This window comes from Opitutia bacterium, assembly GCA_016217545.1.
Taxonomy (GTDB): Bacteria; Verrucomicrobiota; Verrucomicrobiia; order Opitutales; family Opitutaceae; genus Didemnitutus.
Window position 1 is genome coordinate 320,975 of record JACRHT010000016.1, and the last position, 25,884, is coordinate 346,858.

Here is a 25,884-nt window from a genome sequence, read left to right on the forward strand (position 1 = left end):
AAATCACTGCGTCCCACGCGCACTTTTTAGTTTAGCCGGAGAACCCGACCCGCCAGCGTGCCGGAGTGACCGATTCCGGCCCCACGTCCAACCCCGTCCCGGAGCTCACCCTCGCGAGCGACCCGGCGGCGCTGCTCGCACTGGTCTACGACGAACTCCGAAAGCTGGCCGCCGCCAAACTCGCGCGCGAGTCGGCCGCGTTCACGCTTCAACCCACGGCGCTGGTGCACGAGGCCTGGCTGCGCCTCGGCGGCGACCGGCAGCCGACCTGGGCCAACCGCCGCCACTTCTTCGCGGCCGCCGCCGAAAGCATGCGGCGCATCCTGATCGACAGCGCCCGGCGCAAGCACGCCGCGCGACGCGGCGCCGGTGCCACCAAGGTCAGCGCCGACTCGACGGGCTTCGACCTCGCGGCGCCCGCGGACGACGACGAGCTGATCCTCGTCAACGACGCCCTCGACGCCCTCGCCGCGCACGACGCCCGCAAGGCCGAGCTGGTGAAACTGAAATACTTCGGCGGCCTCACGCTCGACGAAGCCGCCGACACCTTGGAAATTTCCCACCGCACCGCCAAACGCGACTGGGCCTACGCTCGCGCCTGGCTGTTCAACGAAATCACCCGACTCCGCGGCTGACGCCGCCCCTCCGCGCTCCGGCGCCGCCCGGACCGGTCACCACGGTCGCGGCGATTCGTCGGCTCCCGTCGTCGGCGTGGCCCCTTTCTTTTCGATTTTCCGCATCTCCGTATTGCCCGCAAAGCGCAATTCCTCCGCGCCCCGCCCTTGAGACCCGACGACGAAATCTTCTCCGACGCCCTCGAACTGCCGCCCGCCGAACGCGCCGCCTTCCTCGACCGAGCCTGCGCTGACGCTGCGCAGCGCAGCCGCATCGACGCCCTGCTCGCCGGCGACGCCGCCGCACGCAACTTCCTCGACCGGCCGCCGGTCGTGCCCCGCATCGACCTTGCCGAGGAGAAACCGGGCGACCGCATCGGCGCCTACGTGCTCGAACGCCGCATCGGCGAAGGTGGTTGCGGCGTCGTCTACCTCGCCGAACAAACCGAGCCGATCCGCCGCCACGTCGCGCTGAAGGTCATCAAGCTCGGCATGGACACGCGCGAAGTCATCACGCGCTTTGAGGCGGAGCGGCAGACGCTAGCGATGATGGACCACCCGTGCATCGCGCGAGTCTTCGACGCCGGCGCGACCACCACCGGCCGGCCGTTCTTCGTGATGGAATTCGTCGATGGCCTGCCGATCACGCGCTTCTGCGACGAACACCGGCTCACGACCGAGCAGCGCCTCGACCTCTTCGCCCGCGTCTGCCTCGCCATCCAACACGCGCATCAAAAGGGCATCATCCATCGCGACGTCAAACCGTCGAACGTCCTCGTCGCGATGCACGACGGCACCGCGATGCCCAAGGTCATCGACTTCGGCATCGCCAAAGCCACGCAAGGGCGCCTCGCCGAGCACACACTCATCACACGCGTCGATCAGCTCGTCGGCACGCCCGCCTACATGAGCCCGGAGCAAGTCGAGGCGCGCGACCACGACATCGACACGCGCAGCGACGTCTACTCGCTCGGCGTGCTCCTCTACGAACTCCTCGCCGGCCGCCCGCCCTACGACCCGCAATCGCTCCTCCAAGCCGGCGCCGCCGAGATTCGCCGCATCATCCGCGAAGTCGATCCGCCGCGTCCGTCCACGCGACTCGCCACGCTCGCCGCCGCCGACCGCGACACCGTCGCCCGCCTCCGCGGCGCCGCCGCCGTGCAGCTCAGCTCGGTGCTCCGCGGCGATCTCGACTGGATCGTCATGCGGTGTCTCGAGAAGGACCGCACCCGCCGTTACGGCACGGCGTTCGAACTCGCGGACGACGTGCGCCGCCACCTCCGCCGCGAAGCCGTCGTCGCCCGCCCGCCCGACGCGCTCTATCGTGCGCGGAAATTTGTTTCGCGGCACCGCGTCGCCTGCGCCAGCGCCGCCGCGATCGCCACGTCGCTCGTCGCCGGCACGATCGTCAGCCTCGTCCAAGCCGAACGCGCGCGTCGCGCCGAGGTCATCGCGCGCGCCGAGCGCGACATCGCCCAAGCCGCCCAATTCGCCGAGACCGTCGCCCGCACCGACGCCCAGCGCCGTCAGGAACAAGCCGAGGCGCTGCTCACGTTCATGCTCGGCGATTTCCGCACCGAGCTGAAGAAAATCGGCAAACTCAGCCTGCTCGACGCCGTCGGCGACAAGGCGATGGCGCACTTCGCCGCGCTCGACTCGAAGGACCTGACCGACGCAGCGCTGACCCAGCAGGCGAAAGCGCTCACGCAGATCGGCGAAATCCGCCTCGACCAAGCGCGCTACGCCGATGCGTCGAAGGCCTTCGAAGCCGCCTACCAACGCTCCGCCGCACTCGTGACGCGCCATCCCGCCAACGCCGAGATGCTGTTCGAGCGCGCGCAGGCCGAATTCTGGATCGGTTTCACCGCCCGCCGCAGAGGCGAATTCTCCCTGGCGCGCGAGTGGTTCACCCGGTATCGCGATTCAGCCAACGCACTCGTGAAAGCCGAGGGGCCCACGCTCCGCGCGCTGCGCGAAAGCAGCTCCGGCGAACACAATCTGGCGGTGCTCGAGTTTGAACAGGGCAACTGGTCGCAGGCCCAAGCCGGATTTGAAGCCGTTCGCCAGACACGCGAGCGATTGCGCGCCGCCAATCCGGCGGACCTTTCGATCCAGGCGCAGCTCGCCGACAACTCTTCGTGGCTCGGGCGACTCGCCGAGTCCGACGGCCGCTATGCCGACGCGCTGGCCCGTTACGGCGACATGAACCGAGTGCTCGAACAGCTGAGCCAATCGGAGCCGAACGTTCCCCGTTGGCGGGCAAGACTCGCAGACGGGCTGGTGTTTTCGGCAACCGTTCTCTCCTTCACCGGCGAGTTGGAGCGCGCCGCGGAGAAGCTGCGCGAAGCCCAATCGATCTACACCTCGCTCGCCGACAGCGATCACCAGAACCAGCAGTGGCGCCGCCTCTCCTTCTCCGTGACACTGCAGCGTGCGGAACAGGCGATCGGGCGCCGCGACCTCGAACAGGCTGGCCAGATTCTCTCCTCGGTCCGCAAGGAGATCGGAGACCTCGCCGCGAGCGAACCTTCCTCCCAAACATTCCGCCTGCGTCTTGCCACCACTTATCGCCTCGATGCCCGGCTCAACCTTGAGCAATCACCGGACAGAGCCCTGGTCGCGGCCGAACGGGCCGCATCGATGCTTCAATCGCTGCTGACCACGGATCCCAATGACGCGTGGGCGATTTGGGAGTATGCCCAATCGGTCCTGCTTGCCGGTCGCGCCGAAGTCGCGTTGCAGCGCCCGGCCGAAGCCCGCCGCCGCTGGGAAAGCCTGATCGGCCTGCTCACACCGCGAATCAAACGAACCCCGCGCGAATGGCGTCTGCTTGATCCGCTCGCCCAAGCCAGCGCCCTGGTCGGCGACTCAAATACCGCGCGGTCACTCGCCGCCGAGCTAAAGCGCCACGGTTATCGCGCCGTTGATCCTCTGTCCGCTTCCACCCTGGAGGCTCCCTGAAACCGCATCCCACATCATGTATACCGCCACCACTCAGATCACGATCATCAACTTCGTGCCCGTCGTGGACTTCCCCACGAATGGTATCTGCACCCAAGCGACGATCTCGCCGCCCGTTAATACTTCCCCCCAACCCCCGAACCAACAGATACCCGTGTTCACTGGCGACGGTCAGTCGATCACGATCACGGTTCCAGCCGACTACCATGGCGCGACCCAACTGACCTACCAGCTCTTCGATCCGCGGTATGTTCTGCTGGGCATCGCGTTCAAGGGCCCGATTGCGGGATGTGGCCGGGAGGAGTTCAACCAACTCGACATCTACCGCGACGACACAAGCAGTCAGATCATCGTGACCGACACCTGCGATCCCGAGTATAGCGGAGTTGAATACCAATACATCATCCTGATCCAGGATTCGGAGACCGGCGCGATCGGCATCATCGATCCGGACATCGAAACTGACATCGACAGATAATCGACCGCCCGATTTTTCTTCTTCCAAGGCCGCTTCGCTGAAGCGGCCTTTTGTTTTGTCCGGCCCCTTTCGCCTTCTTGCAAAAAAAACGCCGACGCGTGGCCCCTTCGGACGCGCCACCGCGCATTGGGACAGTGGCGTGCCGCCCACACCGGCGCTCCGGTCACACCTCGTCCCGCATGAGCTCCTCCCTCGTCACCTTCGCTGCGCTGCCTCAGGTCCAGAAATTCGTCGTGCCCGAGGAAGGCTTGTATGTGCTCGAGGTCTCCGGCGCGCAGGGCGGCGCCGGTGGCGGCCCGGGCGGCAAAGGAGCGCGGCTGCGCGGGACTTTTCATTTCACGGCCGGCCAACGGCTCTGCCTCGTGGTCGGAGAGCGCGGCGAATCCGGAGTGAAGCCGCCCCACGCCGCGGGCGGCGGCGGTGGCGGATCGTTCGTCTGGTGCGACACCGGTCCGGTTCGGCCGATCTTCCCCCTCATCGCCGCCGGAGGCGGTGGCGGCGGCAGCGGCAGCGATGGACGCACCGCCGCGGAAGGTGGCATCGGCGGCGGGCCCGGCGGCGCCGGCGGCCGGGGCGGACAGACTGATCTCGCCAATTTCCACTACAGTGGTGGCGGCGGCGCCGGCTGGTATTCGACCGGTGCGATCGGCTCCCTGCCGACACATTGCGGCGGCGGCGGCCACTGGAACGGCGGCGAAGGGGCTAACTACGGCGGTTTCCATGGCGGCGACGGCGGTTTCGGCGGCGGCGGTGGCGGCTCGTTTTTCGGCCACGGCTCCGGCGGGGGTGGCGGCTACAGCGGCGGCGGCGGTGGCACCGAAATGGGCCCGGCCGGCGGCGGCGGCGGATCGTTCAACGCCGGGGCGGACCAACTCAACCACAGCGGAGTCCAGGCGGGCGACGGCTGCATCCGGATCTGCCTCGCGCGCGAAGCGCACCTCCTGCTGAACGCCGGCCATCCGAACAAGTCCGCCGACCCTCAGCTTTGGTGACGAATTGGGGCGGACGGTTCACCCGCAATCGAACCGCCCGCCTCTGCGGCGCAGTGGCCCTCTGGCCCGAGACCACTGCGCCGCAAACCCTTTTCCGCCGCGCGTCGCGCGCGAAAAAAAGCCGCAACTTCGTGTGACCAGGCCGTGTTGTGCCGGGAACCCATCCGGGGTTCGCACACCCCCGCGCCATGTCCTCGCTGCTCCACGACCTCCGTTTCGCCACTCGTCTGCTCGCCAAAAGCCCCGGCTTCACCGCCGTCGCCGTCGCCACGCTCGCCGTGGCCATCGGTGTCAACTCCGCCATCTTTTCCCTCGTCAACGGCCTGCTCCTGAAGCCCGTCGTGCTCGAGCGCCCCCACGAGGTCGTCGGCGTTTTCTCCGCCCGCAAGGACGCCTCGCGCGACTACCGCCAGTTTTCCTTCGCCGAGTATCAGTCGCTCCTCGAGGCGAAGGACGTCTTCACCCAGGTCGCCGCGGTTAACTTCTCCCTCGCCGGCATCGGCCGCGAGCCGGGCGAGATGCACCGCAGCTTCGCGTTCATGGTGACCGACGGCTTCTTCCCGCTCATGGGCGCGAAGCCCGCCGCCGGCCGCTTCTTCAACGCCGAGGAAACCCGTCCCAATTCCAACATCGCCGTCGTCGTCGCCAGCTACGCGCTGTGGCAGCGGATGGGCGGCGGCGCCGACTTCGTCGGCTCCACGCTGCGGGTCAACGACCGCCCCTACACCGTCATCGGCATCGCGCCGGAAGGTTTCTCGGGCATCAGCGCGCTGATCGCCCCCGAAGTCTGGCTGCCCACCGGCGTCTTCTCCCAAATCGCCTCGGCCTTCGGCGACGGCGCAGACGTGCGCGACCTCGCCGCGTTGAAAAACTACACGCTCAACGTCTACGCGCGCCTCGCGCCCGGCCTCACCCTCGAATCCGCCAAGGCCCGCCTGCCCGTCCTCGAGCAACGCCTCACCGCGCTCCAGCCGCCCGACGCGCAGGGCACGCGCGAGATCCAGCTCACGGTGCCGAGCAAATTCAGCATCAGCACGAGCCCCGAGTCCGACGGCGCGCTCGGCCTTCTCGCCACGCTGCTCATCGCCATGGCCGGCGCCGTTCTCCTGATCGCGTCGCTCAACCTCGCCAACATGCTCCTCGCCCGCGGCACCGCGCGCTCTCGCGAAATGGCCGTTCGCCTCGCCATCGGCGCCAGCCGCGGCCAGATCGTGCGCCAGCTCCTCGTCGAAGGCCTGCTGCTCTCCATCCTCGGTGGTTCCCTCGGCCTGTTGCTCAGCTATTGGTCGAACACGCTGCTGGAAAAATCGTTCACCGCGCTGCTCAGCTCGATGAACTTCACGCTCGCCAGCGGCCTCCAGCCCGACGGCACCGTCCTCACCGTCACCACGCTGTTCTGCCTGCTCTCGACGCTCGTCTTCAGTCTCGGGCCCGCGCTCAAGGCCGCCCGCACCGACGTCGTCACCGATCTGAAGTCCAACGGCGCCGAAGCCACCGGCACCGGCCGCTTCAATCGCTTCTTCGCGCCGCGCCACGTGCTCGTCATGGTCCAGATGACGCTCTCGCTCGTGCTGCTGTTCAGCGCCGGCCTCTTCCTCCGCGGCGCGCTCAACGCCAGCGGCCTCGACAAGGGCTTCGATCCCGCCAACGCCGTGCTCGCCGAGATGGACTTCTCGCTCAGCAACACACCGCAACAGGAAGGCCTGCGCCGCATGAGCGACCTCGCCGACCGCGTCCGCGCGCTGCCGGGCGTCGAATCCGCCGGCTACACCACGCTCATCCCCTACGGCAACATCACCAACACCACGCGCATCATGCCCGCCAACGAGCCGATGCCCGTCACCACCGACCCGAAGGCACCGCGCCCCGGCTCCAGCGGTGTCGAAGCCGGCATCACGCCCGGCTTCCTCCGCGCCATCGGCGTGCGCATCCTCCGCGGCCGCGACTTCACCGAGACCGAGGCGCGCGACAAGAATTCACCCAAGGTCGTCATCATCGACGAAGGCATGGCCGCGAAACTCTTCCCCAACGGCGATGCCCTCGGCCAGCGCGTGAAATTCACGCAGGCTCCGACCGACGGCTCCGTCAACGAGCTTGAGATCGTCGGCATCTGCTCCGCGCATCGCCACGATTTGCAGGACAACAGCGGCAACACCGCCGCGCGCCGCGTCTACTTCCCGCTCGCGCAGCGCTACAACGCCTCCGTGTTCCTCGCCACGCGCTTCGCCGAACGCGACCCGCAAGCCGTCCTCGCGACGCTGCCGTCGTTCCGCGCCGAGCTGCGCCGCATCGACACCGCGCTGCCGCTGCTCCAGCTCGTGCCCTACGCTTCCTTCCTCGAGCGCAGCATCACGCTTTGGGTCGTGCGCCTCGGCGCCGTGCTCTTCGGCGTCTTCGGCAGCATCGCCCTCGCGCTCGCCGTGGTCGGCGTCTACGGCGTCAAGGCCTACGCGGTCGAACGGCGCACGCGCGAAATCGGCATCCGCATGGCGCTCGGCGCCGAGCGCGGCGACGTCTTTGCCCTCATCATGAAACAAGGCGCCTTGCAGACCGTCGTGTCCATCGCCGCCGGCACCGTCCTTTCTCTCCTCGTCGGCCAGGTGCTGGCCACCGCGTTGTTCAAGGTCAGTCCGATGGACCCGCTCTCGCTCGGTCTCTCCGCCGTGCTGCTCGGCGCCGCAACGCTCGCCGCCTGCTACATTCCCGCCCGCCGCGCCACCCGCGTGAGCCCGACCATCGCCCTCCGCGCCGAGTAGAAAGTTCTTAATGAGTAACGCTCGTCGACAACGTCCGCCGCGTAGTCGCCGCCAGCATACCGCTCCATAGTTCTTAATGAGCAACTATTCTCCATGACCTCCCTGCTCCAAGATCTCCGCTTCGGTCTCCGCCTGTTCGCCAAGGCGCCCGGCTTCACCGTCGCCGCCATCGCCGTGCTCGCCCTCGGCATCGGCCTGAACACCGCGGTATTCAGCCTCACCTACTCGCTCGCGTTCAGCCCGCGTCCGTTCCCGGAACCTGAGCGCATCGTGCAACTCTACACGCACGACCGGAAGGAACCGGCGAACTACCGCGCGTTCTCCTACCCGCTCTACCGCGAGATCGCGGCCCGCTCCGATCTTTTCTCCGGCGTGCTCGCGCACGCGCTCAGCATCGTCGGCGTCGGTGAAAAAGGCGAAACCCGCCGCTCGTTCTCCGCGCTCGTCAGCTCCAACTATTTCGACGCGCTCGGCGTGCGCCTGCTCCAAGGCCGCCCGTTCACGCCCGCGGAGGAACGCCCCGGCTCCGCCGTGGCCGTCACGATCGTGAGCTACGAGTATTGGCGCAAAACCGGTTTCAACCCCGCCCTCGTCGGCTCGACGCTGCGGATCAACGAGCGCCCCTGCACCGTCATCGGCATCGCGCCGCGCGGATTCTCCGGCACGATGATGCTCGTGGGGCCGGAACTCTATTTCCCGCTCGGGATGTTCGACCTGCTGAGCGACGATTTCGAGGGGCGCGCCAAGCGCACGCTCGAACGCGCCGACACCTTCAACCTCTTCCTCGTCGCCCGGCTCGCCCCGGGCGTGACACGCGAGGCCGCGACCTCCGCCCTCGGCGCGCTCGGCACCGCGCTGGAAAAGGACTTCCCCGTCGAGTTCAAGGACAAGACCGTGGGACTCGGCTCCCTGCCCCGCCTCAGCACGAGCACGGCGCCATCGGAGGAGAAAAGCGTCAGGCTCGTGGGCTTCCTGCTCCTGGGCATGGCCGGGGCGATGCTCCTCGTCGTCTGCCTCAACCTCGCCGGGCTCCTCCTCGCCCGCGGCAACGCGCGGCGCAAGGAATTCGCCATCCGTCTTGCCCTCGGCGGCGGGCGCGCCCGGCTCGTCCGCCAGCTTCTGGTCGAGGGTCTCGTCCTCACGCTGGGCGGCGGTTCGATCGGTGTCCTGTTGGCGGGCTACGTCAACGGCCTCGTCGCCCAAACGCTCAACACGCGTCTGCCCATCACGCTTTTCCTCGCCGACGGGGTCACGCCGGTGATCGTGGCCGCCACCGCCGCATTCTGCCTGCTCGCGACGCTCTTCTTCGCGCTCGGGCCGGCGCTCAAATTCGCGCGCACCGACGTGCTGACGGACTTGAAGGGCAACTCCGGCGAAGACGCCACCGCCCGTCACCGCCGCTGGCTGCCGCGTCACCCGCTGGTCGTCGCCCAGATCGCGTTGTCGCTGGCGCTGCTCGTCGCCTCCGTCCTGTTCATGCGCATGGCGCTCGGCCTCGCCACGGTCGAAAACGGCTACCACGCCGAGCACACGCTGATGGTCGAAGTCGACGCCGCGCTCGGCGGCTTCAACGAGGCCCAAACCCGCGATCTCTACCGCGCGGTCCAGGATCGCCTCGCCGCGCTTCCGGGCGTCGCGCAATCCAGCCTGGGCTCGATCGCGCCGTTCGGCTTCACCAGCATCAGCCGCCCGGTGCGGCGCGCCGGCATCAACCCCGGTCCCGACGCCAAACCGGCGACCGCCGCCGAGGGGCTCGCCTTCGATCCCGCATGGAATTCCGTCGGCGTGGGTTACTTTGCCGCGATGGGCCTGCCGATCCTGCGCGGTCGCGATTTTACCCGCGCGGAAACGGACGCCCCCGGCAGCCCGCTCGTCGCCATCATCGATGAGGAGCTGGCGCGCCGCCTCTGGCCCGACGGCGACGCGCTCGGCCAGCGCCTGCAGTGGGCCGATCGCGATGCGCCGCGCGCGAATGCCTCGTCCGGCGGCGGCATCGGCGATTCGCAGGAGCTTTCCGTGCGTCCCGGAGAGGCGAAGATCGTCGAGATTGTCGGCATCGTCCGTTCCACCCGCGATGACATCGGACAAAAGACCGCCGGCCCCGCGCTCTACGTCCCGTTCGCCCAAGGACACCGCAACAACGTCTTCTTCTACGTGCGCTCCAACGCGAACACCCGCGAGGCCGCGCTCGCCCTGCTCGATCCCACCCGCCGCGCCGTTCGCGAGGCCGCACCGGGTCTGCCCATGTTCAAGGTGCAGACCTTCAGCGACCATCTCGCCTCCAACATCGAGATCTGGCTTTCCCAATTCAGCTCCGCCCTCTTTGGCTTCTTCAGCCTCGTGGCCATGATCGTCTCGGTGGTCGGCATCTATGGCGTCAAATCCTACTCGGTGTCGCGCCGCACGCGGGAGATCGGCGTCCGTATGGCCTTGGGCGCGCAACCGCGCGAAGTGCGCGCCATGATCCTCCGTGAAAGCGCCGTCATTGCCGGCTCGGGTATCGCGATCGGCCTGCTCCTTTCGCTCGCCGTCGGCCAGGCGATGGCCGCGGTCTTCACCGATGTGCCTGCGTTCGACCTGTGGGTGTTCTCCGGCGCTGCCCTCGCGTTCGCCATCGCGAGCCTGGCCGCCTGCTGGTCGCCCGCCAGCCGCGCCACGCGCGTCAACCCGCTGGAGGCGCTCCGCGCGGAATAATCCTGTAACTTCGCGCCACGCGCCGGGTTTTCCTAGGCAACCACCGCCTCGCCGATGAACTTCCGCCTCTTCCGTCTCCCCGTCCTTGCTGTGTTTGCGCTCGCCGCTGTCGGCGTCGCCTCCGCCAAAGTCACGGAGAAATTCAGCCAGACCTGCCCGCTCGGCGCCACCGGCACCGTCGCCCTGTCCAACGTGAACGGCGACGTCGAGATCGTCGGCTGGGACAAGGCCGAGGTCAGCATCGAGGCGGAAAAATCGGCCCGCAACGACGAGGAGCTGAAACGCATCGAGATCGTCGTCGAGGCGTCCGCCGATCAGGTTTCCATCCGCACCAAACACCACAAAGCCGAAGGAACCTCGTGGTGGCACCGCAACAGCAACACGCCCGGCGCGGTGCACTACGTTGTCCGCGTCCCCGCGAAACTCGTGCGCCTGAAGATCGATGCGATGAACTCCAACCTCTCCATCGACAAGGTCAGCGCCGCGATGAAGCTCGAGACCATGAACGGTCGCATCCGCGCCAACAGCCTCACCGGCGACGCCGAGCTCGACACCATGAACGGCCGCATTTCCGCCTCCTTCGACCGCCTCGGCGCCGGCCAAAAGGTCAACGTCGATACCATGAACGGCCAGTGCGAGATCTTCGTCCCCGCCGACGCCAGCGCCCGCGTGAACGCCTCTTCGATGAACGGCCGTGTCACCAGCGAACTGCCCATCACGATCGAAAAATCCTCCCGCCGCTCGCTCCACGGCGCCCTCGGCAAAGGCGAAGCCTCCGTCTCGATGGACTCGATGAACGGCTCGCTCTCGATTCGCGCTCGCACCTAATTCTCCACCTCCATGTCCACCGCGCTCCGCCGCCTCGCCCTCGTCGCTCTTTCCCTCGCCACCGCCGCCTCGCTCTCCGCGACGGTGACCGAGAAATTCAACCAGACCCACCCGCTCGCCGCCGACGGCACGGTCGCCCTCAGCAACGTCAACGGCACCGTTGAGATCGTCGGCTGGGACAAGAACGAAGTCAGCATCGAGGCCGAGAAGATCGCTTCAAACGAAGCCGGCATGAAGCGCATCGAGATCGACGTCGACGCCACGCCCGACCGCGTGACGATCAAGACGAAGCTCGAGAAGAAGTGGTTTTCCTTCGGCTTCAACCGCGCCGAAGTCCGCTACAAGCTCCACGTGCCCGCCTCGGCGACACTGCGAAAAATCGACGTCGTGAACGCCGACGTCCACGTCCGTGGCGTCAAAGGCTACGTCGATCTCGACACCGTGAACGGCTCCATCGACGCCGAGGGTCTCGCCCGCGGCGGCCGCTTCGACACCGTCAACGGCTCGATCCGCGCCAGCTTTGTCGAAGTCGGCGCGAAGGACCGCATCGTCCTCGATACCGTCAACGGTTCCGCCACGGTCACGCTGCCCGCCAACGCCGCATTCAGCCTCAAAGCCGATTCGGTCAACGGCAGCATCTCGTGCGACTACCCGATCACGATCGGCAAAGCCGGCAGCCGCCACCTGAAAGGCGACGTCAACGGCGGCGGCGCCGAAGTCGTGCTCGACTCCGTCAACGGCGGCCTCGCCGTCCGCGCAAACCGCTGAGTTCCCAGCTCGGGGCATGCCGCCCTGGCATCCCATTCATGGGACGGCGCAATTTCGCTTTTAGGCTAACCGGACTATTGCGCCTTCCTCAGGAAACCCGCAAAGCGCTGCGCGAGCGGGAATAAGCTTCTTCCGCACGCTTGGCACAACGGCTGCAATTTCGCGGCCGTGCTGCTCGCCACGCACTCGATCCACTTTCGTGTCCACACGCGTGTTTTGCTCACGTTGCTGGTCGCGTGCGCGATCGCCACGGCGATGTGGGCGCAACCTCCCGCGCGCGAGCTGCTGCGCGACGCCAATGCCGCACTGAAAGCCGGCGATCGCCGCCTCGCGCTCGCAAAACTCGAAACCGCCCGCGACCTGCTGCCCGATTATCCGCGCCTCCACCTCCAAATGGCGCGCCTGCACGCGGCGTCCGGCGACAACGCCGCCGCGTTCGCTTCCCTGCTGAAGTTGGCCGATCTCGGCGTCGCGCACGACGCGGCGAACGACGCCGCGCTCGCACCCTTGCACGCCTCTCCCGCGTGGGCGGACACCGTCGCCCGCTTCGCCGCCAACACCGCGCCGCGCGGTCGCGCCGAGCGCACGCTCACGCTTCCGGCCCGCGACGGCATCATCGAAACCGCCGTGGCCGACTCGCACGGACGCTGGTATTTCGCCGATGTCCGCAATCGCTGCATTGGCGTGCGCGAAGCGGTCGGCACCGTCCGCGCTTTTTCGAGCGAGCGCGACGGTCTCGCCGGCGTTTTCAGCCTCGCGCTCGACGAAACGCATCAGCGCCTGTGGGCGGGCATTTCCGCCACGCCGGAAGTCAAAGGCTACCGCGCCGAGGAAAACGCCTCGGCGTTCCTCGCGGAATACGATCTGCAATCCGCCAAACTCGTGCGCGTGCTGCGATTGCCAGAGGATGGCCGCACGCACGTCCTCGGCAGCCTTGCCCTCGCGCCCGACGACACCGTGTTCGCGACGGACAGCGGCGCGCCGTGCATCTGGCGCGTGAATCCCGCCGACGGCTCCGTCGCGTCGTGGCTCACGAGCGACGACTTCGCCTCGCTGCAGGGCCTCGCGTTCTCTGCCGACGGCAAGACGCTCTACGTCGCTGACTACGCGCGCGGCATCTGGGCCATCGATGTCGCGACCAAGGCGCCTCTCCGCCTGCGTGCACCGGCGCACGCCACGTTGTTCGGGATCGACGATCTCCGCCTCGCTTCGGCTAGCGCGCTCGTCGCCGTGCAGAACGGCATCGAACCGCAACGCGTGATCCGTCTCGACTTCGATTCCGCCGGTGAAATCTCCGCCGCCCACGTCCTCGCCTCCGCCTTGCCCGGCATGGACGACCTCGCGGGCGGCTGGCTGCGCGAAGGCCGCTACGTCGTCGTCGGCAACGCCGGCTGGTCGCTCTTCGACGCGCCTGGCTCCGCCCCGGCACCGCGCGACGTGCGTCTCTTTTCCGTCATCCCTTAATTTTCCACGCCATGTTCATCGAATCTTTCGGCCAAGACCTGCGCATCGGCCTGCGCGTCCTCGTTAAGGAAAAAGGCTTTTGCGCGCTCGCCGTCACGGTGCTGGCGCTCGGCATCTGCGCCGTCACCACGATGTTCGCCGTCGTCAACGGCACGCTCTTGCGGGGCTTCTCGTTCCCCGAGCCCGACCGACTCGTCGACGTGCAACTTGTCGATCCGACAAATTTCCAGCCGAACAACTTCAACGGTCAGATCCTCACCGTCGACTTCAAGGAAATGAGCGAGATGGAGCTGAAGTCGTTTTCCAGCCTCAGTGCTTACCTGAACGGCTCGACCGTCAACGTGACCTACCAGGGCCAGCCGCGCCGCTACCAAGGCGGCTACATCTCGCACGACTTCTTCCGCACGCTCGGCATCAAACCGGCGCTCGGCCGCGACTTCCTCCCCGAAGATGACCGCCCGGCCGTCGACAAGGCCGTCATCCTCTCCGATACGCTCTGGAAATCCGATTTCGGCGGCGATCCCTCGATCCTCAACAAACCCATCCGCGTCAACGGCACCGCCGCCACCGTCGTCGGCATCATGCCGCCGAAGTTCCAGTTCCCGCAGAACGAGCAGCTCTGGATTCCCGTCAACGCCTCGTTCCCGCCGCGCGGGCGCGCCGACCGGAACAACCAAACGGTGAACATCATCGGTCGCCTGAAGCCCGGCGTGAGCCTCGACGCGGCGCAGAACGAAATCGACGTCATCGCCAAGCAGTTCGCGCAGTCCTATCCGGAGACCAACAAGCAGTTCTCGATGGGTTACGTCCGCCCGCTGATCGAGTCGTTCGTCGGCGGCGGCTTCCGCCAGACCGTTTTCACCATGCTCGCGTTCTGCGTCGGCGTGCTGCTCATCGCCTGCGTCAACGTGATGAACATGCAGTTCGCGCGCGCCACGCTGCGCAGCAAGGAACTCGCGATCCGCTCGTCGCTCGGCGCCGGTCGTTGGCGCCTCCTGCGCCAGATGCTCACCGAAAGCCTGCTCGTCGCCTCGCTTGGCGCCCTCGTCGGCGTGGGGCTCGCGTTCTGGTCCACCGATTTCATCGACGCGGCCTCGCGCAACACCGCGTTTCCCCTGCCCGCCTGGATGGCCTTCACCATCGATCCGATGGTGCTCGTCGCCGTCGTCGGCTTCACGCTCCTGGCCGCGCTCGTCTCGGGCCTTGTGCCGGCGTGGTTGTCGTCGCGCGCCAACGCCGCCGAAGTGCTCAAGGAATCCGGCCGCGGCAACACCGGACGCACGATCAATCTCATCACGAAGGGTCTCGTCGTCTTCCAGATTTTCATCACGAGCATCCTGCTCGTCGTCGGCCTGCTCCAGGTGCAGTCGATCCTCCGCGCGCAAACGCTCGACCTCGGCTACGACACCGGCGGCGTCCTCGGCGCGCGCATCGGCCTCATGGAGGGCGACTACCCGACCGCCGCCACTCGCGCGTTGTTCTACCAGAAACTCGTCCGCGAACTCCGCGCCACGCCCGACTTCGAGTCCGCCGGACTCACCATCCGTTTTCAGATGATGTTCGCGCCGCAGGCCCCGATCGAGATCGAGGGCAAGAGCTACGCGCAACCCAGCGACCGCACGATCGCGCAGGCGGAGAACGTCTCGCCCGACTTCGCCCGCACGCTCGGCCAGAAGATCGTCGAAGGCCGCTACCTGACCGACGAGGACGCCGATGCGCGCGAGCCCGTCGCCGTCGTGAACGCCACTTTCGCCCGCAAGCACTTCGGCACCGAGTCCGCCGTCGGCCGCCGCATCCGCACGAACTCTCCCGACGGCAAAAACGCCGGCGTGTGGCGCCGCATCGTCGGCGTCGTCACCGACGTCCGCATGCTCGGCCCGTTCAACACCCAGAACGACAACGCGGGCTTCTACGTGCCGCTCACCGCCGCGATCTTCGGCCCGTTGCCGACGGAAGTCACCGCGCCGCAGTTCGTCACCATCGTCGCCAAGCCCCGCGGCGGCCAGCGCGGCGAATCGCTCACTCGGGCGATCAGCGCCGTCGTGCAAAAAATCGACCCCAACCTCCCGCCCTACTTTGTCCAGACACCGAAGGCCTCGCTCGACGCCATCCTCGCGCAAAACCGCATCGTCGCCGGCCTCTTCGGCGTGTTCGGCCTGATGGCCATCGTGCTCGCCTCGGTCGGCCTCTACGGCGTCCAGAGCTTCTCGGTCAACCAACGCACGCAGGAGTTCGGTGTCCGCATGGCGCTCGGAGCGCAGCCCTCGACGATTCTCGGCATGGTCTTCCGCAGCGGAGCCTGGCAGCTCGGCCTGGGCCTCGCGCTCGGGCTCGGGATCATGTGGACGATCGCGACGATCTTCTCCCAACAGATTGCCGGCGCGTTGTTCATCACCCAAATCGCGCCGTCCGATCTGCCGACCTACGTGGCGGTAGCCGGCCTGCTCACGCTGGTATCCGCCGGCGCCGTTCTCGTGCCCGCCCAACGCGCCACCCGCGTCGACCCGATGGTCGCGCTGCGTGCCGAGTAACCGCCTCGCGACACCCGCCCCTTTCCCCGTCATCCCATGCTCCCCGATCTCCGCTTCGCCTTCCGCTCACTCTCCAAAACCCCGGGATTCACGACCGTGGCCGTGCTCACCATGGCGATCGCCATCGGCGCCTGCACCGCCCTGTTCAGCGTGCTCCAAGCCGTCGTGCTGCGCCCGCTGCCGTATCCGAACCTCGACACGCTGGTCTCGATCTGGGCGGTGCAGGCCGACCGCAATCTCCAGGCGCCTGCCGTTTCGTGGGACAAATACCTCGCGTTCCGCGAGCGCAAGGACGTGTTCGCCGACATCGCGCTGCTCGCCAACAACGGCTTCACGCTCACCGCCGAGCGCGCCGAGCCGGAACAAGTCACGGGCCTCCACGTCTCCGCCAACTTCCTCCCCGTGCTCGGCCTCGCGCCGCTCAAGGGCCGTAATTTCACGGTCGACGAGGACCGCGCGGGCGGCGCGCCGGTCGTCATGATCAGCGCCCGCCTCTGGCGCAACCGCTTCGGCGGCGCCGCCGACGTCATCGGCCGCACGCTCCAGGTCGACGGCGTGGCCCGCGAGGTGATCGGCGTCCTGCCCGACCCGATGCCCGTGCCGTTCAACGGCACCGACGTCGTCGTCACCGCCGCGCGCGAGCTTCCCTACCTGACGGAGCAGCAGCGCAACTTCGCCGTCTTCCACGGTGCGCTTGCCCGCCTCGCGCCGGGAGTCACCCGCGAACAAGCCAACCTGCGCCTCACGGAAATGAGCAAGCAGTTCGCCGCCGCCCACGCCGGCCACCTCGATGCGCCGAACGCCAACGAGGCCCGACCGATCGCGCAGCAGGTCCTCGGCAATCTCGGCCAGCTCTTTTGGACACTCGCCGGCGCCGTCGCCGCCGTCCTGCTCATCGCCTGCGCGAACATCGCCAATCTCTTCCTCGCCCGCGTCAGCGCCCGCCAAAAGGAAATCGCCGTCCGCATGTCGCTCGGTGCCCGCCCCTCCGAGGTGGTGCGACAGTTCCTCATCGAAAGCCTCGCGTTCACCGCCGTCGCCGCCTCGCTCGGCGTGCTGCTCGCGTGGTGGAGCTTGCGCGGCATCGAGCTGCTCGCCGGCCCGCAACTCCCGCGCGGCGACGAGATCGCCCTCGATCCCGGCGTGCTCACGTTCTCCGTCGTTGTCGCGTTGCTCGCTTCGCTCGTCGTCGGACTTTACCCCGCGCTCCAAGCGTCGCGCACCGATGTCGGCTCCGTGTTGAAGGACAACACCCGCGGCGCCGGCGGCGGCACCGCCGCCAAGACCTTCCGCCACGCCCTCGTCGTCGCCCAGGTCGCCCTATCCCTCTGCCTGCTCATCGGCGCCGGCCTGCTCGTGCTGAGCTTCAGCAAACTGAACCGCGCCGACCCGGGCTTCGCCACCGAGGGCCGCGCCTTTGGCGGCGTCAGCTTGCCGACCTCCAAATACGACACGCCGGAACGCGTGCGCGAATTTCACCGCCGCCTGCAGGAACAGCTCCGCCAGACGCCCGAGCTCCAACACGGCGGCCTCTCCGGCAACGTGCCGCTCGCCGGCGGCGGCTTTCTCTCGCCCTACACCGTCAAGGGCCGGCCGATCGTGCCGTTCGGCGAGCGTCCGCTGGCCACGATCAGCAACGTCAGCGTCGACTACTTCGCCACGCTCGGGATCAAGCTGAAGGCCGGCCGCTTCTTCGCCGACACCGACACCGCCCAGTCCGAGCAGGTCTGCCTCATCAACGAGACGCTCGCGAAGAAACTCTTCCCCAACTCCGATCCGCTCAACGAATCCTTCGTCATCGGCCCCAAAACCGACATCGTCGTCCGCATCGTCGGCGTCGTGAAGGACGTCAAGACCGCCGGCCTCAACGCGCCCGCCGGTGACGAGATCTACTATCCCTTCAACCAGCGCGGCCCGATCTTCACCGGTGTCGTCGGCCACGCCCAGCCGGGACTCGCCGCCGCCGCCGTGATTCCGGCGCTGCGCCGCGCCGTCGCCGCCGTCGATCCCAACGTCGCGCTCGCCAACGTCCAGACGATGCCCGATCTCCTCACGCAATCGCTCGGCGTCCAGCGCGTGACGATGTCGCTGCTGCTCGTCTTCGCCGCCATCGCCGCCCTGCTCGCCGCCGTCGGCGTCTACTCGATCATGGCCTACGCCGTCACCCAGCGCACCGGCGAGATCGGCGTCCGCCTCGCGCTCGGCGCGAGCGAACGCGACATTCTCGGCCTCATCCTGCGCGGCGGCGCCTGGCAGGTCGGCCTCGGCCTGCTGCTCGGCGTCGCCGGTGCGCTCGCCTCCAGCCGGCTCCTCGAGCAGGCGCTCTACGAGGTGAAACCGTTCGACCCGCTTGTCTTCTCCGTCGTAGGCGCCGGCTTCGCCGCCGTCGCGCTCCTCGCCTGCCTCATCCCCGCCCGCCGTGCCATGCGCGTCGATCCCATGATCGCGCTGCGGGCCGAGTAACCGTCGCCTCTTTTCCACTCTTTCCTCCACGCTCCACATGCTCGCCGACCTCCGTTTCGCTCTCCGCTCGCTCGCCAAGACTCCCGGCTTCACCGTCGTCGCCGTGCTCACGATGGCCATCGCCATCGGCGCCTGCACCGCGCTGTTCAGCGTGCTGCAGGCCGTCGTGCTCCGCCCGTTGCCTTACCCGAATCCCGACGCACTCGTCTCGATCTGGGCCCGCAACGACGAGCGCAACCTCGAGGCGCCGGCGCTTTCCTGGGCGAAGTTCGAGGCGTTCCGCACGCGCACCGACGTGTTCACCGACATTTCCATGTCAGCCGGCAACAGCTTCACGCTCACCGAGGGCGAAGGCGAACCCGAGCAACTCCCCGGCCTCCACGTCACCGAAAATTTCCTCCCGATCCTCGGTCTCGGCACCCTTCGCGGCCGCAATTTCACGAAGGAAGAAGATTCCGAAGGCGGCGCACCGGTCGCGATGATCAGCCGCCAGCTCTGGCAGACGCGCTTCAACTCCGACCCGAACATCGTCGGCCGCCTCGTCCAATTCGACGGCGTCGGCCGCACCGTGGTGGGTGTGTTCGACAACCTCCCGCTGCCGTTCAACGGCACCGCGGTGCTGGTGCCGCGCGCTGACGACTTGCCCTATCTCCCGCGCGCCAACCGCGACAACGCCATCACGCATCAGGCCATCGCCCGCCTCGCGCCGGGCGTGTCGCTGAAGGTCGCCAACCTGCGGCTCGCGGAAATGGTGCAGCAGTTCAAGGCCGACAAAGCCTCGCACATCGACGCCGAGAACAAGAACGAACTCCGCACCGTCACCCAGCAGGTGCTCGGCAACCTCGACCGCACGTTCTGGACGCTGGCCGGCGCAGTCGCCGCCGTCCTGCTCATCGCCTGCGCGAACATCGCCAACCTCTTCCTCGCACGCGTCAGCGCCCGCCAAAAGGAAATCGCCGTCCGCTTGTCGCTCGGCGCGCGTCGCGGCGAAGTCGTGCGGCAATTCCTCGCCGAGAGCATCGTCTTCACCCTCGCCGCCGGCGCGATCGGCGTCCTGCTCTCGTGGTGGAGCCTGCGCGGCATCCAGGTCGTCGCCGGCCCGCAACTCCCGCGCGCCGACGAAATCTCCCTCGACCCCGTCGTGCTCGGCTTCGCGCTCGTCACCGCACTCCTCGCCGCGGTGCTCATAGGCGTCTACCCGGCGTGGCAGGCGTCGCGCACCGACGTCGGCACCGTCCTCAAGGACAACACCCGCGGCGCCGGTGGCGGCTCGGCCGCGAAAGCCTTCCGCCATATTCTCGTCGTCGCACAGGTCGCGATGTCGCTCACGCTGCTCATCTGCGCCGGGTTGCTCGTCCTGAGTTTCTACAAGCTCCAGAACGCCGACCTCGGCTTTCAAGTCGAGCGCCGCGCTCTCGGCCAGCTCAACCTCCCGAGCGCGCGCTACTCCAAGCCGGAGCAATCGCGCGAGTTCTACCAACAGCTCCAGCAAAAGCTCAACGAAGCGCCCGAGCTCGAGGCCGGCGGGGTCGCCTTCGGCGCACCGCTGACCGGCATCGGCGCCATCTCGCCGTTCGCCGTCCAGGGCCGCCCGATTCCCGAACTCACCAAGCAACCGCTCGCGAGCATCCGCCAGGTGAGCTACGGCTACTTCGCGGCGATGGGCATCCAGCTCCGCGAAGGCCGGTTCTTCGACACCACCGACCGCAACGGCGGCGAAAACGTCGTCCTCGTCAACGAGACGCTCGCGAAAAAGCTCTTCCCGGGTGAAAGCGCCCTCGACAAGGTGCTCCTCACCGGCCGCGGCAACACGAAGAACCGCATCGTCGGCGTCATCCGCGACGTCAAGGCCTCCGGCCTCGCCGCGCCGCCACCGGACGAAATCTATTTCCCGCGCTCCCAGCGCGGCGGCGCCTTCATGAACGTCGTCGCAGCCGCCAAGCCGGGCCTCAACGCCTCGACCGTCATCCCCGTGCTCCGCCGGCTGGTGAAGGAGATCGATCCCACCGTCGCCGTCGCGACGCCGCAAACTTACGAACAACTCGTGGCCGCCTCCATCGGCGTGCAACGCGTGACGATGGCGCTGCTTCTCGCCTTCGCCGGCATCGCCGCGCTGCTCGCGGCCGTCGGCGTCTACTCGGTCATGGCCTACGCCGTCACCCAGCGCACCGGCGAGATCGGCGTGCGCATGGCGCTCGGCGCGACACCCGGCAGCATCCTCGCGCTTGTCCTCCGCTCCGGCGCGGTCCAGGTCGGCGGCGGCCTCGCGCTCGGCCTGATCGGAGCGTTCGCGGCGAGCCGCCTGCTCAGCGACGTGCTCTATCAAGTGAAGCCCTTCGATCCGCTGGTCTTCTCCGTCGTCGCGTTGTTCTTCGCCGTCGTGGCCACCGCCGCCTGCCTCGTGCCCGCGGCGCGCGCCACGCGCGTGAGTCCGCTCGACGCGCTGCGCAGCGAATAGTCTCCTCTCCATGCTAACCGATCTCCGCTACGCGCTCCGCCAACTGACGAAATCGCCGGGCTTTTCGCTCACCGTCCTGCTGATCCTCGCCCTCGGCATCGGCGCGACAACCATCGTCTTCACGATCGTCGATTCCGTGTTGCTGCGGCCGGTCGAGTATCCGGAGTCGGATCGCCTCGTCGTGGTGCGCGAGCGCTCGATGCCTCGCTTTCCGCAGTTTTCCGTTTCACCCGGCAACTACGCGAGTTTCGCCTCGGAGATCGAGGCGTTCGAGAGCACCTACGCCACGACCGGCCGTCTCTTCAATCTCACCGGCCGGGGCGATCCGGTGCGCGTGAGCGCGCTCGCCGCCAGCGGCCGCTACTTCGAAGTTCTCAAAACGCCGCCGTTCATCGGCCGCGCCTTCGGCCCTGCGGAGGACGCCCCGGGCAAAGGAAACGTCGTCGTGCTCATGCACGCCTTCTGGCAACGGCAGTTCGGCGGCCGCCGGGAGGTCGTCGGCGAGGCGATCACGTTGAGCGGACAGAGCTACACCGTGATCGGCGTCATGGGGCCGGATTTCCGCCGCGGCAGCACGCTGGATTTGATCGTGCCCATGGCCCTGCCCACCGACCAGGCCGGCCAGCGCGGCGGGCACTATCTCAGCATGGTGGGCCGGCTGAAGCCGGGCGCGACGCTCGAGCAGGCCAACGCCCAGCTCGCCGCCGTGACGGCCCGCCTCGCGCGCGAATTCCCCGACTCGAACGCCGGCTGGGACGCGTTCGCGATCACGATGCTCGAGAACAACACCCGGAGCGCCCGCACCGCACTCTATCTGCTGCTCGGGGCCGTCGGCGCCATGCTCCTGATCGCCTGCGCCAACATCGCCAACCTGATGCTCGCCCGCGCGACCGTGCGGCACCGCGAAATCTCCATCCGCGCCGCGCTCGGCGCCTCGCGCTGGCGCACGGTGAGGTTGCTGCTTACGGAAAGCCTGCTGCTCTCGCTCGCCGGCGGCGCCCTCGGCGTCCTCGCCGCGCGTTGGGGACTCGATCTGGTGCTCGCATTCGGCAGCGACGCGCTGCCGCGCGCGGCGGAGATCGCGCTCGACTGGCGCGCCATTGGCGCCACGACCGCCTTGTCGGTCGTGACCGGCATCGCCTTCGGGCTCGCGCCGGCGCTGGCCGGGGTGCGGGTCAATCTCATCGACGCGCTCAAGAGCGGCGCCCGCACGGCCGGCGACAGCGGCATGCGCTGGGCACGCTCGGCCCTCGTCGTGATTGAGATGGCGCTGGCGCTGATTCTCCTGACCTGCGCCGGCCTGCTCATGCGGAGCTTCGTGACACTCGTGCACACCAGCCCCGGTTTCGATCCGAGCGGCGTCGCCGTCGCCTCGGTCGCGCTGCCCGAAAGCCAATACGACACGCCGGAAAAACAGGCGCTGTTCGTCGAACAGGTCCTCGCCAACTACCGCGCGGTGCCAGGCGCGCGCTTCGCCGCGGCCTCGCACTCCATGCCCTATGTGAGCAACGAGTGGATTCTCTCGCTCGAGTTCGAGGGGCGTCCCGCCCCGAAGCCCGGCGAGGGCGTCTCCGTGCATTACTTCGCGATCACCCCGGACTACTTCCGCGCGATGGGCGTCCCGCTCCTGCGCGGTCGCTCGTTCACGGCCGCCGACCGGAAGGACGCCCCGCGCGTGGCGATCGTGAGCGAATCGTTCGTGCGCCAGCATTTCCCCTCCGGCGAGGCGCTCGGCCAGCGTGTTGCCGTGGGCATCGGTCCCCAAGTGTGGCACGAAATCGTCGGCATCGTCGGCGACATCAAGCACGCCCGCGTCGACGTGGCGACGATGCCGCAGGTCTACGAGCCCCTCGCCCAACAACCGTTCGACACCGTCACGTTTGCCGTGCGTTTCGACACGCCCGCCGCCGCTGCCGCGGCCGGGAGCGCGCTCAAGCAAGGCGTGCTCGCGGTCGATCCCGCCCAGCCGGTCATGCTTGGCCGGACGCTCAGCGGCTACGTCGACGAGACGAGCGCGCGGGAGCGCTTCATCCTGGGACTCTTCGGCGTCTTCGCCGTGCTCGCCGTGCTGTTGGCGGCCCTCGGCATCTACAGCGTGATCGCCTACGGTGTCGCGCAGCGTCGCACGGAATTCGGCGTGCGCGTCGCGCTGGGAGCGATGCCGGCGGACATTCTCCGGTTGGTGCTGGCGACCGGCGGCAGGCTGCTCGCACTCGGTGTGCTGCTCGGTCTGGCCGGCTCGCTCGCCGCGTCCCGTTTGCTGGAATCGATGCTCTTCCGCACCAACGCCCGCGATCCTCTCGTCCTCGCCGCCGTCGCCGCGCTGCTCGGCGCCGTCGCCCTTGTCGCGTGCCTCGTCCCCGCACGGCGCGCGGCCCGCATCGACCCGATGACCGCCCTGCGCGCGGAATAATCTCCGACCACTCCACCACCCATGCCCTCCAGCCTCCGCTCTCTCTTCCGCAACATCGCGCGCGCGCCGTTTCTCAGCGCCGTCATCATCGGCTCGCTGGCCGTCGGCGTCGGCGTGAACACCGTCATCTTCAGCTGGCTGCGCGAAGTGGCGTTCGATCCGCTGCCGGGCACCCGCAGCGCCGGACTCGTTTCCCTCGAGACGCTCGACGATACCGGCCGCTACGTCTCCACCTCGTGGCTCGAATACCTCGACCTCCGCGAACGCGTCCCGTCGCTGCCGGGCATCGCGCTCCAGCGCAACCGTCCGCTCACGCTCGGCGATGCGACGGCGGGCGAACGTGTGTCCGCGCAAATGGTGTCGGACAACTTCTTCGAAGTCCTCGGCGTCGCTCCCGGTCTCGGACGATTCTTCCGCGCCGGCGAAGGCCTTCATGCCGGCGACGAGCCGACCGTCGTCCTCTCGCACGATTTCTGGCGCAAACGCTTCCACGCCGATCCGGCGATCATCGGCCGCACCGTGCGGCTCAACGATCGCGTCTGCACCGTCGCGGGCGTCGCGCCGCGCGGCTTTTTCGGCGGACTAAACTCGGTGAGCTTCGACGTCTGGGTGCCCGCCGCCTTCGCCCGCGAGTTCCAACCCGGCAGCACCGAGCTCACCGACCGCAAAGCGCGCGGCTACACGATGCTCACGCGCCTGCCGCCCGGCGTCGGCGCGCCGCGCGTGCAGGGCGAACTCGATGCCGCCGCCCGCTTCCTCCTCGAATCCTACCCGGAAACCAATCGCGGCCTCGGCTACACGCTTCTGCCGCTCTGGCGCTCGCCTCGCGGCGGACAGGCGATGGTCCTCGCGCTGGCCACGCTCCAATTGTTTGCCGCCCTCGTCCTCGCGGTCGTGTGCGCCAACACCGCGGGCCTGCTCCTCGCCCAAGCCTCGACGCGCCGGCGCGAGATCGGCGTCCGCCTCGCGCTCGGCGCCTCGCCCCGCCGCATCTTGTTACAGCTCCTCGGCGAAAGCGTCACGCTGTCGGCTTGCGCGATCCTCGGCGGCTACCTCGTCGCCCTCTGGGGCGGCGACATTCTCCGCAACCTGCCGTTCTCGCTCCCCGGCAATTTGCACCTGCGCGTTGCCACCGAACTCAACTGGCCGGCCCTCGTCTTCGGCGGCGGCCTCGCGCTCGTCTGCGGAGTTTTGTTCGGCCTCGCCCCGGCTCTTCAACTCACACGCGCCGACGTCGTCGACTCGCTGCGCAACGGCTCCGGCGCCCTGCCCGGACGCAGCCGGCTCCGCGATACGCTCGTCATGCTCGAAGTCGCGCTCGCGGTCGTGCTTCTCGTGCTGGCGGGGCTCTACTCGCTCAGTTTCCGCCGCGCCCTCGCGGCCAATCCCGGCTTCGACGTCGATCGCGTCCTCCTCGCATCCCTCGACCTCGGGGCCAAGGGCTACAACGGCGCGCGCACGCGCGCGTTCACGCCCGATCTGTTGCGCCGGCTCCGCGAGACGCCGGGCATCACCGGTGCCTCCGTCAGCAACAGCGTGCTCCTCGACCTCCACGGTCTGCCGACCGGCGTGATCGCCGTCGCAGGCTATCCGTTCGATGGCACGGCGAAGATCCGCTACGCCTTCGCCTCGCCGGGACACCTGCAAACCCTCGGCATGCCGCTGCGCGCCGGCACCGACCTCACGCCGCTCGAGCGGGCCGACCTGCCCGTCGACGCCGTCATCAACGAGCGCATGGCGCAGCTCTACTGGCCGGACGTCTCGCCGCTCGGACGCAAGTTCATCGTCAACGACACCGAATACATCGTCAGCGGCGTCGTGCGCGACGCCCGCTACGAATTCCTCAACGAGGCGCCCTTGCCGCTCGCGTGGCTCACGGTGCGCTCGCGCACGCTGGTGCAGCCTGTCCTGCACATCCGCAGCGACGGCGATCCGCGCGCCACGCTCGGCGCCGTGCGCGATGCCTTGCGGCAGGTCGATCCCGCGCTGCCGCTCCTCGAAATCCGCACTCTCGCGCAACACGTCGAAAACAACCTGATCACACAGCGCATGCCCGCGCAGATGCTCGCCTTCCTCGGCCCGCTCTCCCTCGTGCTCGCCGCCATCGGCCTCTACGCCGTCATCGCCTACGCCCTGGCCCAGCGCACGCGCGAGATCGGCGTGCGCATCGCGCTGGGTTCATCCACGGGTCGGGTCGTCGGCCTCATGGTTTGGCAAGGCATGCGCGTCGTCCTGATCGGCGGCGCAGCCGGTTGGGTCGTGGCGCTGACGATCGGCTATTTTCTGCAACGCCGCCTCGTGGGTGTGCACTTCGGCGAACCGATCGTGTATGCAGGCGTGCCGCTGCTCCTGCTCGGCGTCACTGCGCTCGCGTGCTGGCTTCCCGCGCGCCGCGCCGCCCACGTCGACCCGATGGTCGCGCTGCGCTCCGAATGATCACAGCTCGTTCTTTTGCCTCCCTGTC

Annotated in this window: 14 protein-coding genes; all 14 read left to right on the plus strand. The window is 68.1% G+C overall.

Annotation, left to right across the window (positions count from 1 at the left end):
• Positions 1-65: 65 nt before the first annotated feature.
• The 14 genes from HZA32_14000 to HZA32_14065 all read left to right on the plus strand — a co-directional run bounded on the left by HZA32_14000 (position 66) and on the right by HZA32_14065 (position 25,856).
• The gene (locus HZA32_14000; GenBank protein ID MBI5425186.1) at positions 66-635 is read left to right on the plus strand and encodes a sigma-70 family RNA polymerase sigma factor; all 570 of its coding nucleotides are present in this window, start codon (positions 66-68) and stop codon (positions 633-635) included.
• Positions 636-746: 111 nt separating this feature from the next.
• A complete protein-coding gene (locus HZA32_14005) occupies positions 747-3,575 on the plus strand; it encodes a serine/threonine protein kinase (GenBank protein ID MBI5425187.1) in 2,829 nt (942 codons plus the stop codon).
• A gap of 16 nt (positions 3,576-3,591) precedes the next feature.
• A complete protein-coding gene (locus HZA32_14010) occupies positions 3,592-4,053 on the plus strand; it encodes a hypothetical protein (protein MBI5425188.1) in 462 nt (153 codons plus the stop codon).
• Between the two features lie 179 nt (positions 4,054-4,232).
• Positions 4,233-5,045 carry a hypothetical protein gene (locus HZA32_14015; protein MBI5425189.1) on the plus strand — a complete coding sequence of 271 codons (813 nt, stop codon included), beginning with the start codon at positions 4,233-4,235 and terminating at the stop codon, positions 5,043-5,045.
• Positions 5,046-5,233: 188 nt separating this feature from the next.
• Positions 5,234-7,801, plus strand: a complete 2,568-nt coding sequence (locus HZA32_14020) for an ABC transporter permease (protein ID MBI5425190.1) — start codon at positions 5,234-5,236, stop codon at positions 7,799-7,801.
• 93 nt (positions 7,802-7,894) lie between these two features.
• A complete protein-coding gene (locus HZA32_14025; GenBank protein MBI5425191.1) occupies positions 7,895-10,495 on the plus strand; it encodes an ABC transporter permease in 2,601 nt (866 codons plus the stop codon).
• A 54-nt stretch (positions 10,496-10,549) separates the two neighbouring features.
• Positions 10,550-11,323 (plus strand): DUF4097 family beta strand repeat protein, encoded by a 774-nt coding sequence (locus HZA32_14030; GenBank protein ID MBI5425192.1) that lies wholly within the window; start codon positions 10,550-10,552, stop codon positions 11,321-11,323.
• A gap of 12 nt (positions 11,324-11,335) precedes the next feature.
• Complete coding sequence (locus HZA32_14035) at positions 11,336-12,091, plus strand: DUF4097 family beta strand repeat protein (protein MBI5425193.1); 756 nt, start codon at positions 11,336-11,338, stop codon at positions 12,089-12,091.
• A gap of 168 nt (positions 12,092-12,259) precedes the next feature.
• Positions 12,260-13,555 carry a hypothetical protein gene (locus HZA32_14040; protein MBI5425194.1) on the plus strand — a complete coding sequence of 432 codons (1,296 nt, stop codon included), beginning with the start codon at positions 12,260-12,262 and terminating at the stop codon, positions 13,553-13,555.
• A gap of 11 nt (positions 13,556-13,566) precedes the next feature.
• Positions 13,567-16,086, plus strand: a complete 2,520-nt coding sequence (locus HZA32_14045; GenBank protein MBI5425195.1) for an ABC transporter permease — start codon at positions 13,567-13,569, stop codon at positions 16,084-16,086.
• Between the two features lie 36 nt (positions 16,087-16,122).
• Complete coding sequence (locus tag HZA32_14050) at positions 16,123-18,549, plus strand: ABC transporter permease (GenBank protein MBI5425196.1); 2,427 nt, start codon at positions 16,123-16,125, stop codon at positions 18,547-18,549.
• 37 nt (positions 18,550-18,586) lie between these two features.
• Complete coding sequence (locus HZA32_14055; GenBank protein ID MBI5425197.1) at positions 18,587-21,007, plus strand: ABC transporter permease; 2,421 nt, start codon at positions 18,587-18,589, stop codon at positions 21,005-21,007.
• Positions 21,008-21,017: 10 nt separating this feature from the next.
• Positions 21,018-23,420 carry an ABC transporter permease gene (locus HZA32_14060; protein ID MBI5425198.1) on the plus strand — a complete coding sequence of 801 codons (2,403 nt, stop codon included), beginning with the start codon at positions 21,018-21,020 and terminating at the stop codon, positions 23,418-23,420.
• Positions 23,421-23,441: 21 nt separating this feature from the next.
• On the plus strand, positions 23,442-25,856 hold the full coding sequence (locus HZA32_14065; GenBank protein MBI5425199.1) for an ABC transporter permease: 2,415 nt from the start codon (positions 23,442-23,444) through the stop codon (positions 25,854-25,856).
• The last annotated feature ends 28 nt before the right edge of the window (positions 25,857-25,884 follow it).

Excerpts from the sequence above, each read along its gene's own strand:
- HZA32_14010 (MBI5425188.1), top strand. The coding sequence starts at position 3,592 with ATGTATACCGCCACCACTCAGATCACGATCATCAACTTCGTGCCCGTC.
- HZA32_14015 (MBI5425189.1), top strand. The coding sequence starts at position 4,233 with ATGAGCTCCTCCCTCGTCACCTTCGCTGCGCTGCCTCAGGTCCAGAAA.
- HZA32_14020 (MBI5425190.1), top strand. The coding sequence starts at position 5,234 with ATGTCCTCGCTGCTCCACGACCTCCGTTTCGCCACTCGTCTGCTCGCC.
- HZA32_14025 (MBI5425191.1), top strand. The coding sequence starts at position 7,895 with ATGACCTCCCTGCTCCAAGATCTCCGCTTCGGTCTCCGCCTGTTCGCC.
- HZA32_14030 (MBI5425192.1), top strand. The coding sequence starts at position 10,550 with ATGAACTTCCGCCTCTTCCGTCTCCCCGTCCTTGCTGTGTTTGCGCTC.
- HZA32_14035 (MBI5425193.1), top strand. The coding sequence starts at position 11,336 with ATGTCCACCGCGCTCCGCCGCCTCGCCCTCGTCGCTCTTTCCCTCGCC.
- HZA32_14045 (MBI5425195.1), top strand. The coding sequence starts at position 13,567 with ATGTTCATCGAATCTTTCGGCCAAGACCTGCGCATCGGCCTGCGCGTC.
- HZA32_14050 (MBI5425196.1), top strand. The coding sequence starts at position 16,123 with ATGCTCCCCGATCTCCGCTTCGCCTTCCGCTCACTCTCCAAAACCCCG.
- HZA32_14055 (MBI5425197.1), top strand. The coding sequence starts at position 18,587 with ATGCTCGCCGACCTCCGTTTCGCTCTCCGCTCGCTCGCCAAGACTCCC.
- HZA32_14060 (MBI5425198.1), top strand. The coding sequence starts at position 21,018 with ATGCTAACCGATCTCCGCTACGCGCTCCGCCAACTGACGAAATCGCCG.
- HZA32_14065 (MBI5425199.1), top strand. The coding sequence starts at position 23,442 with ATGCCCTCCAGCCTCCGCTCTCTCTTCCGCAACATCGCGCGCGCGCCG.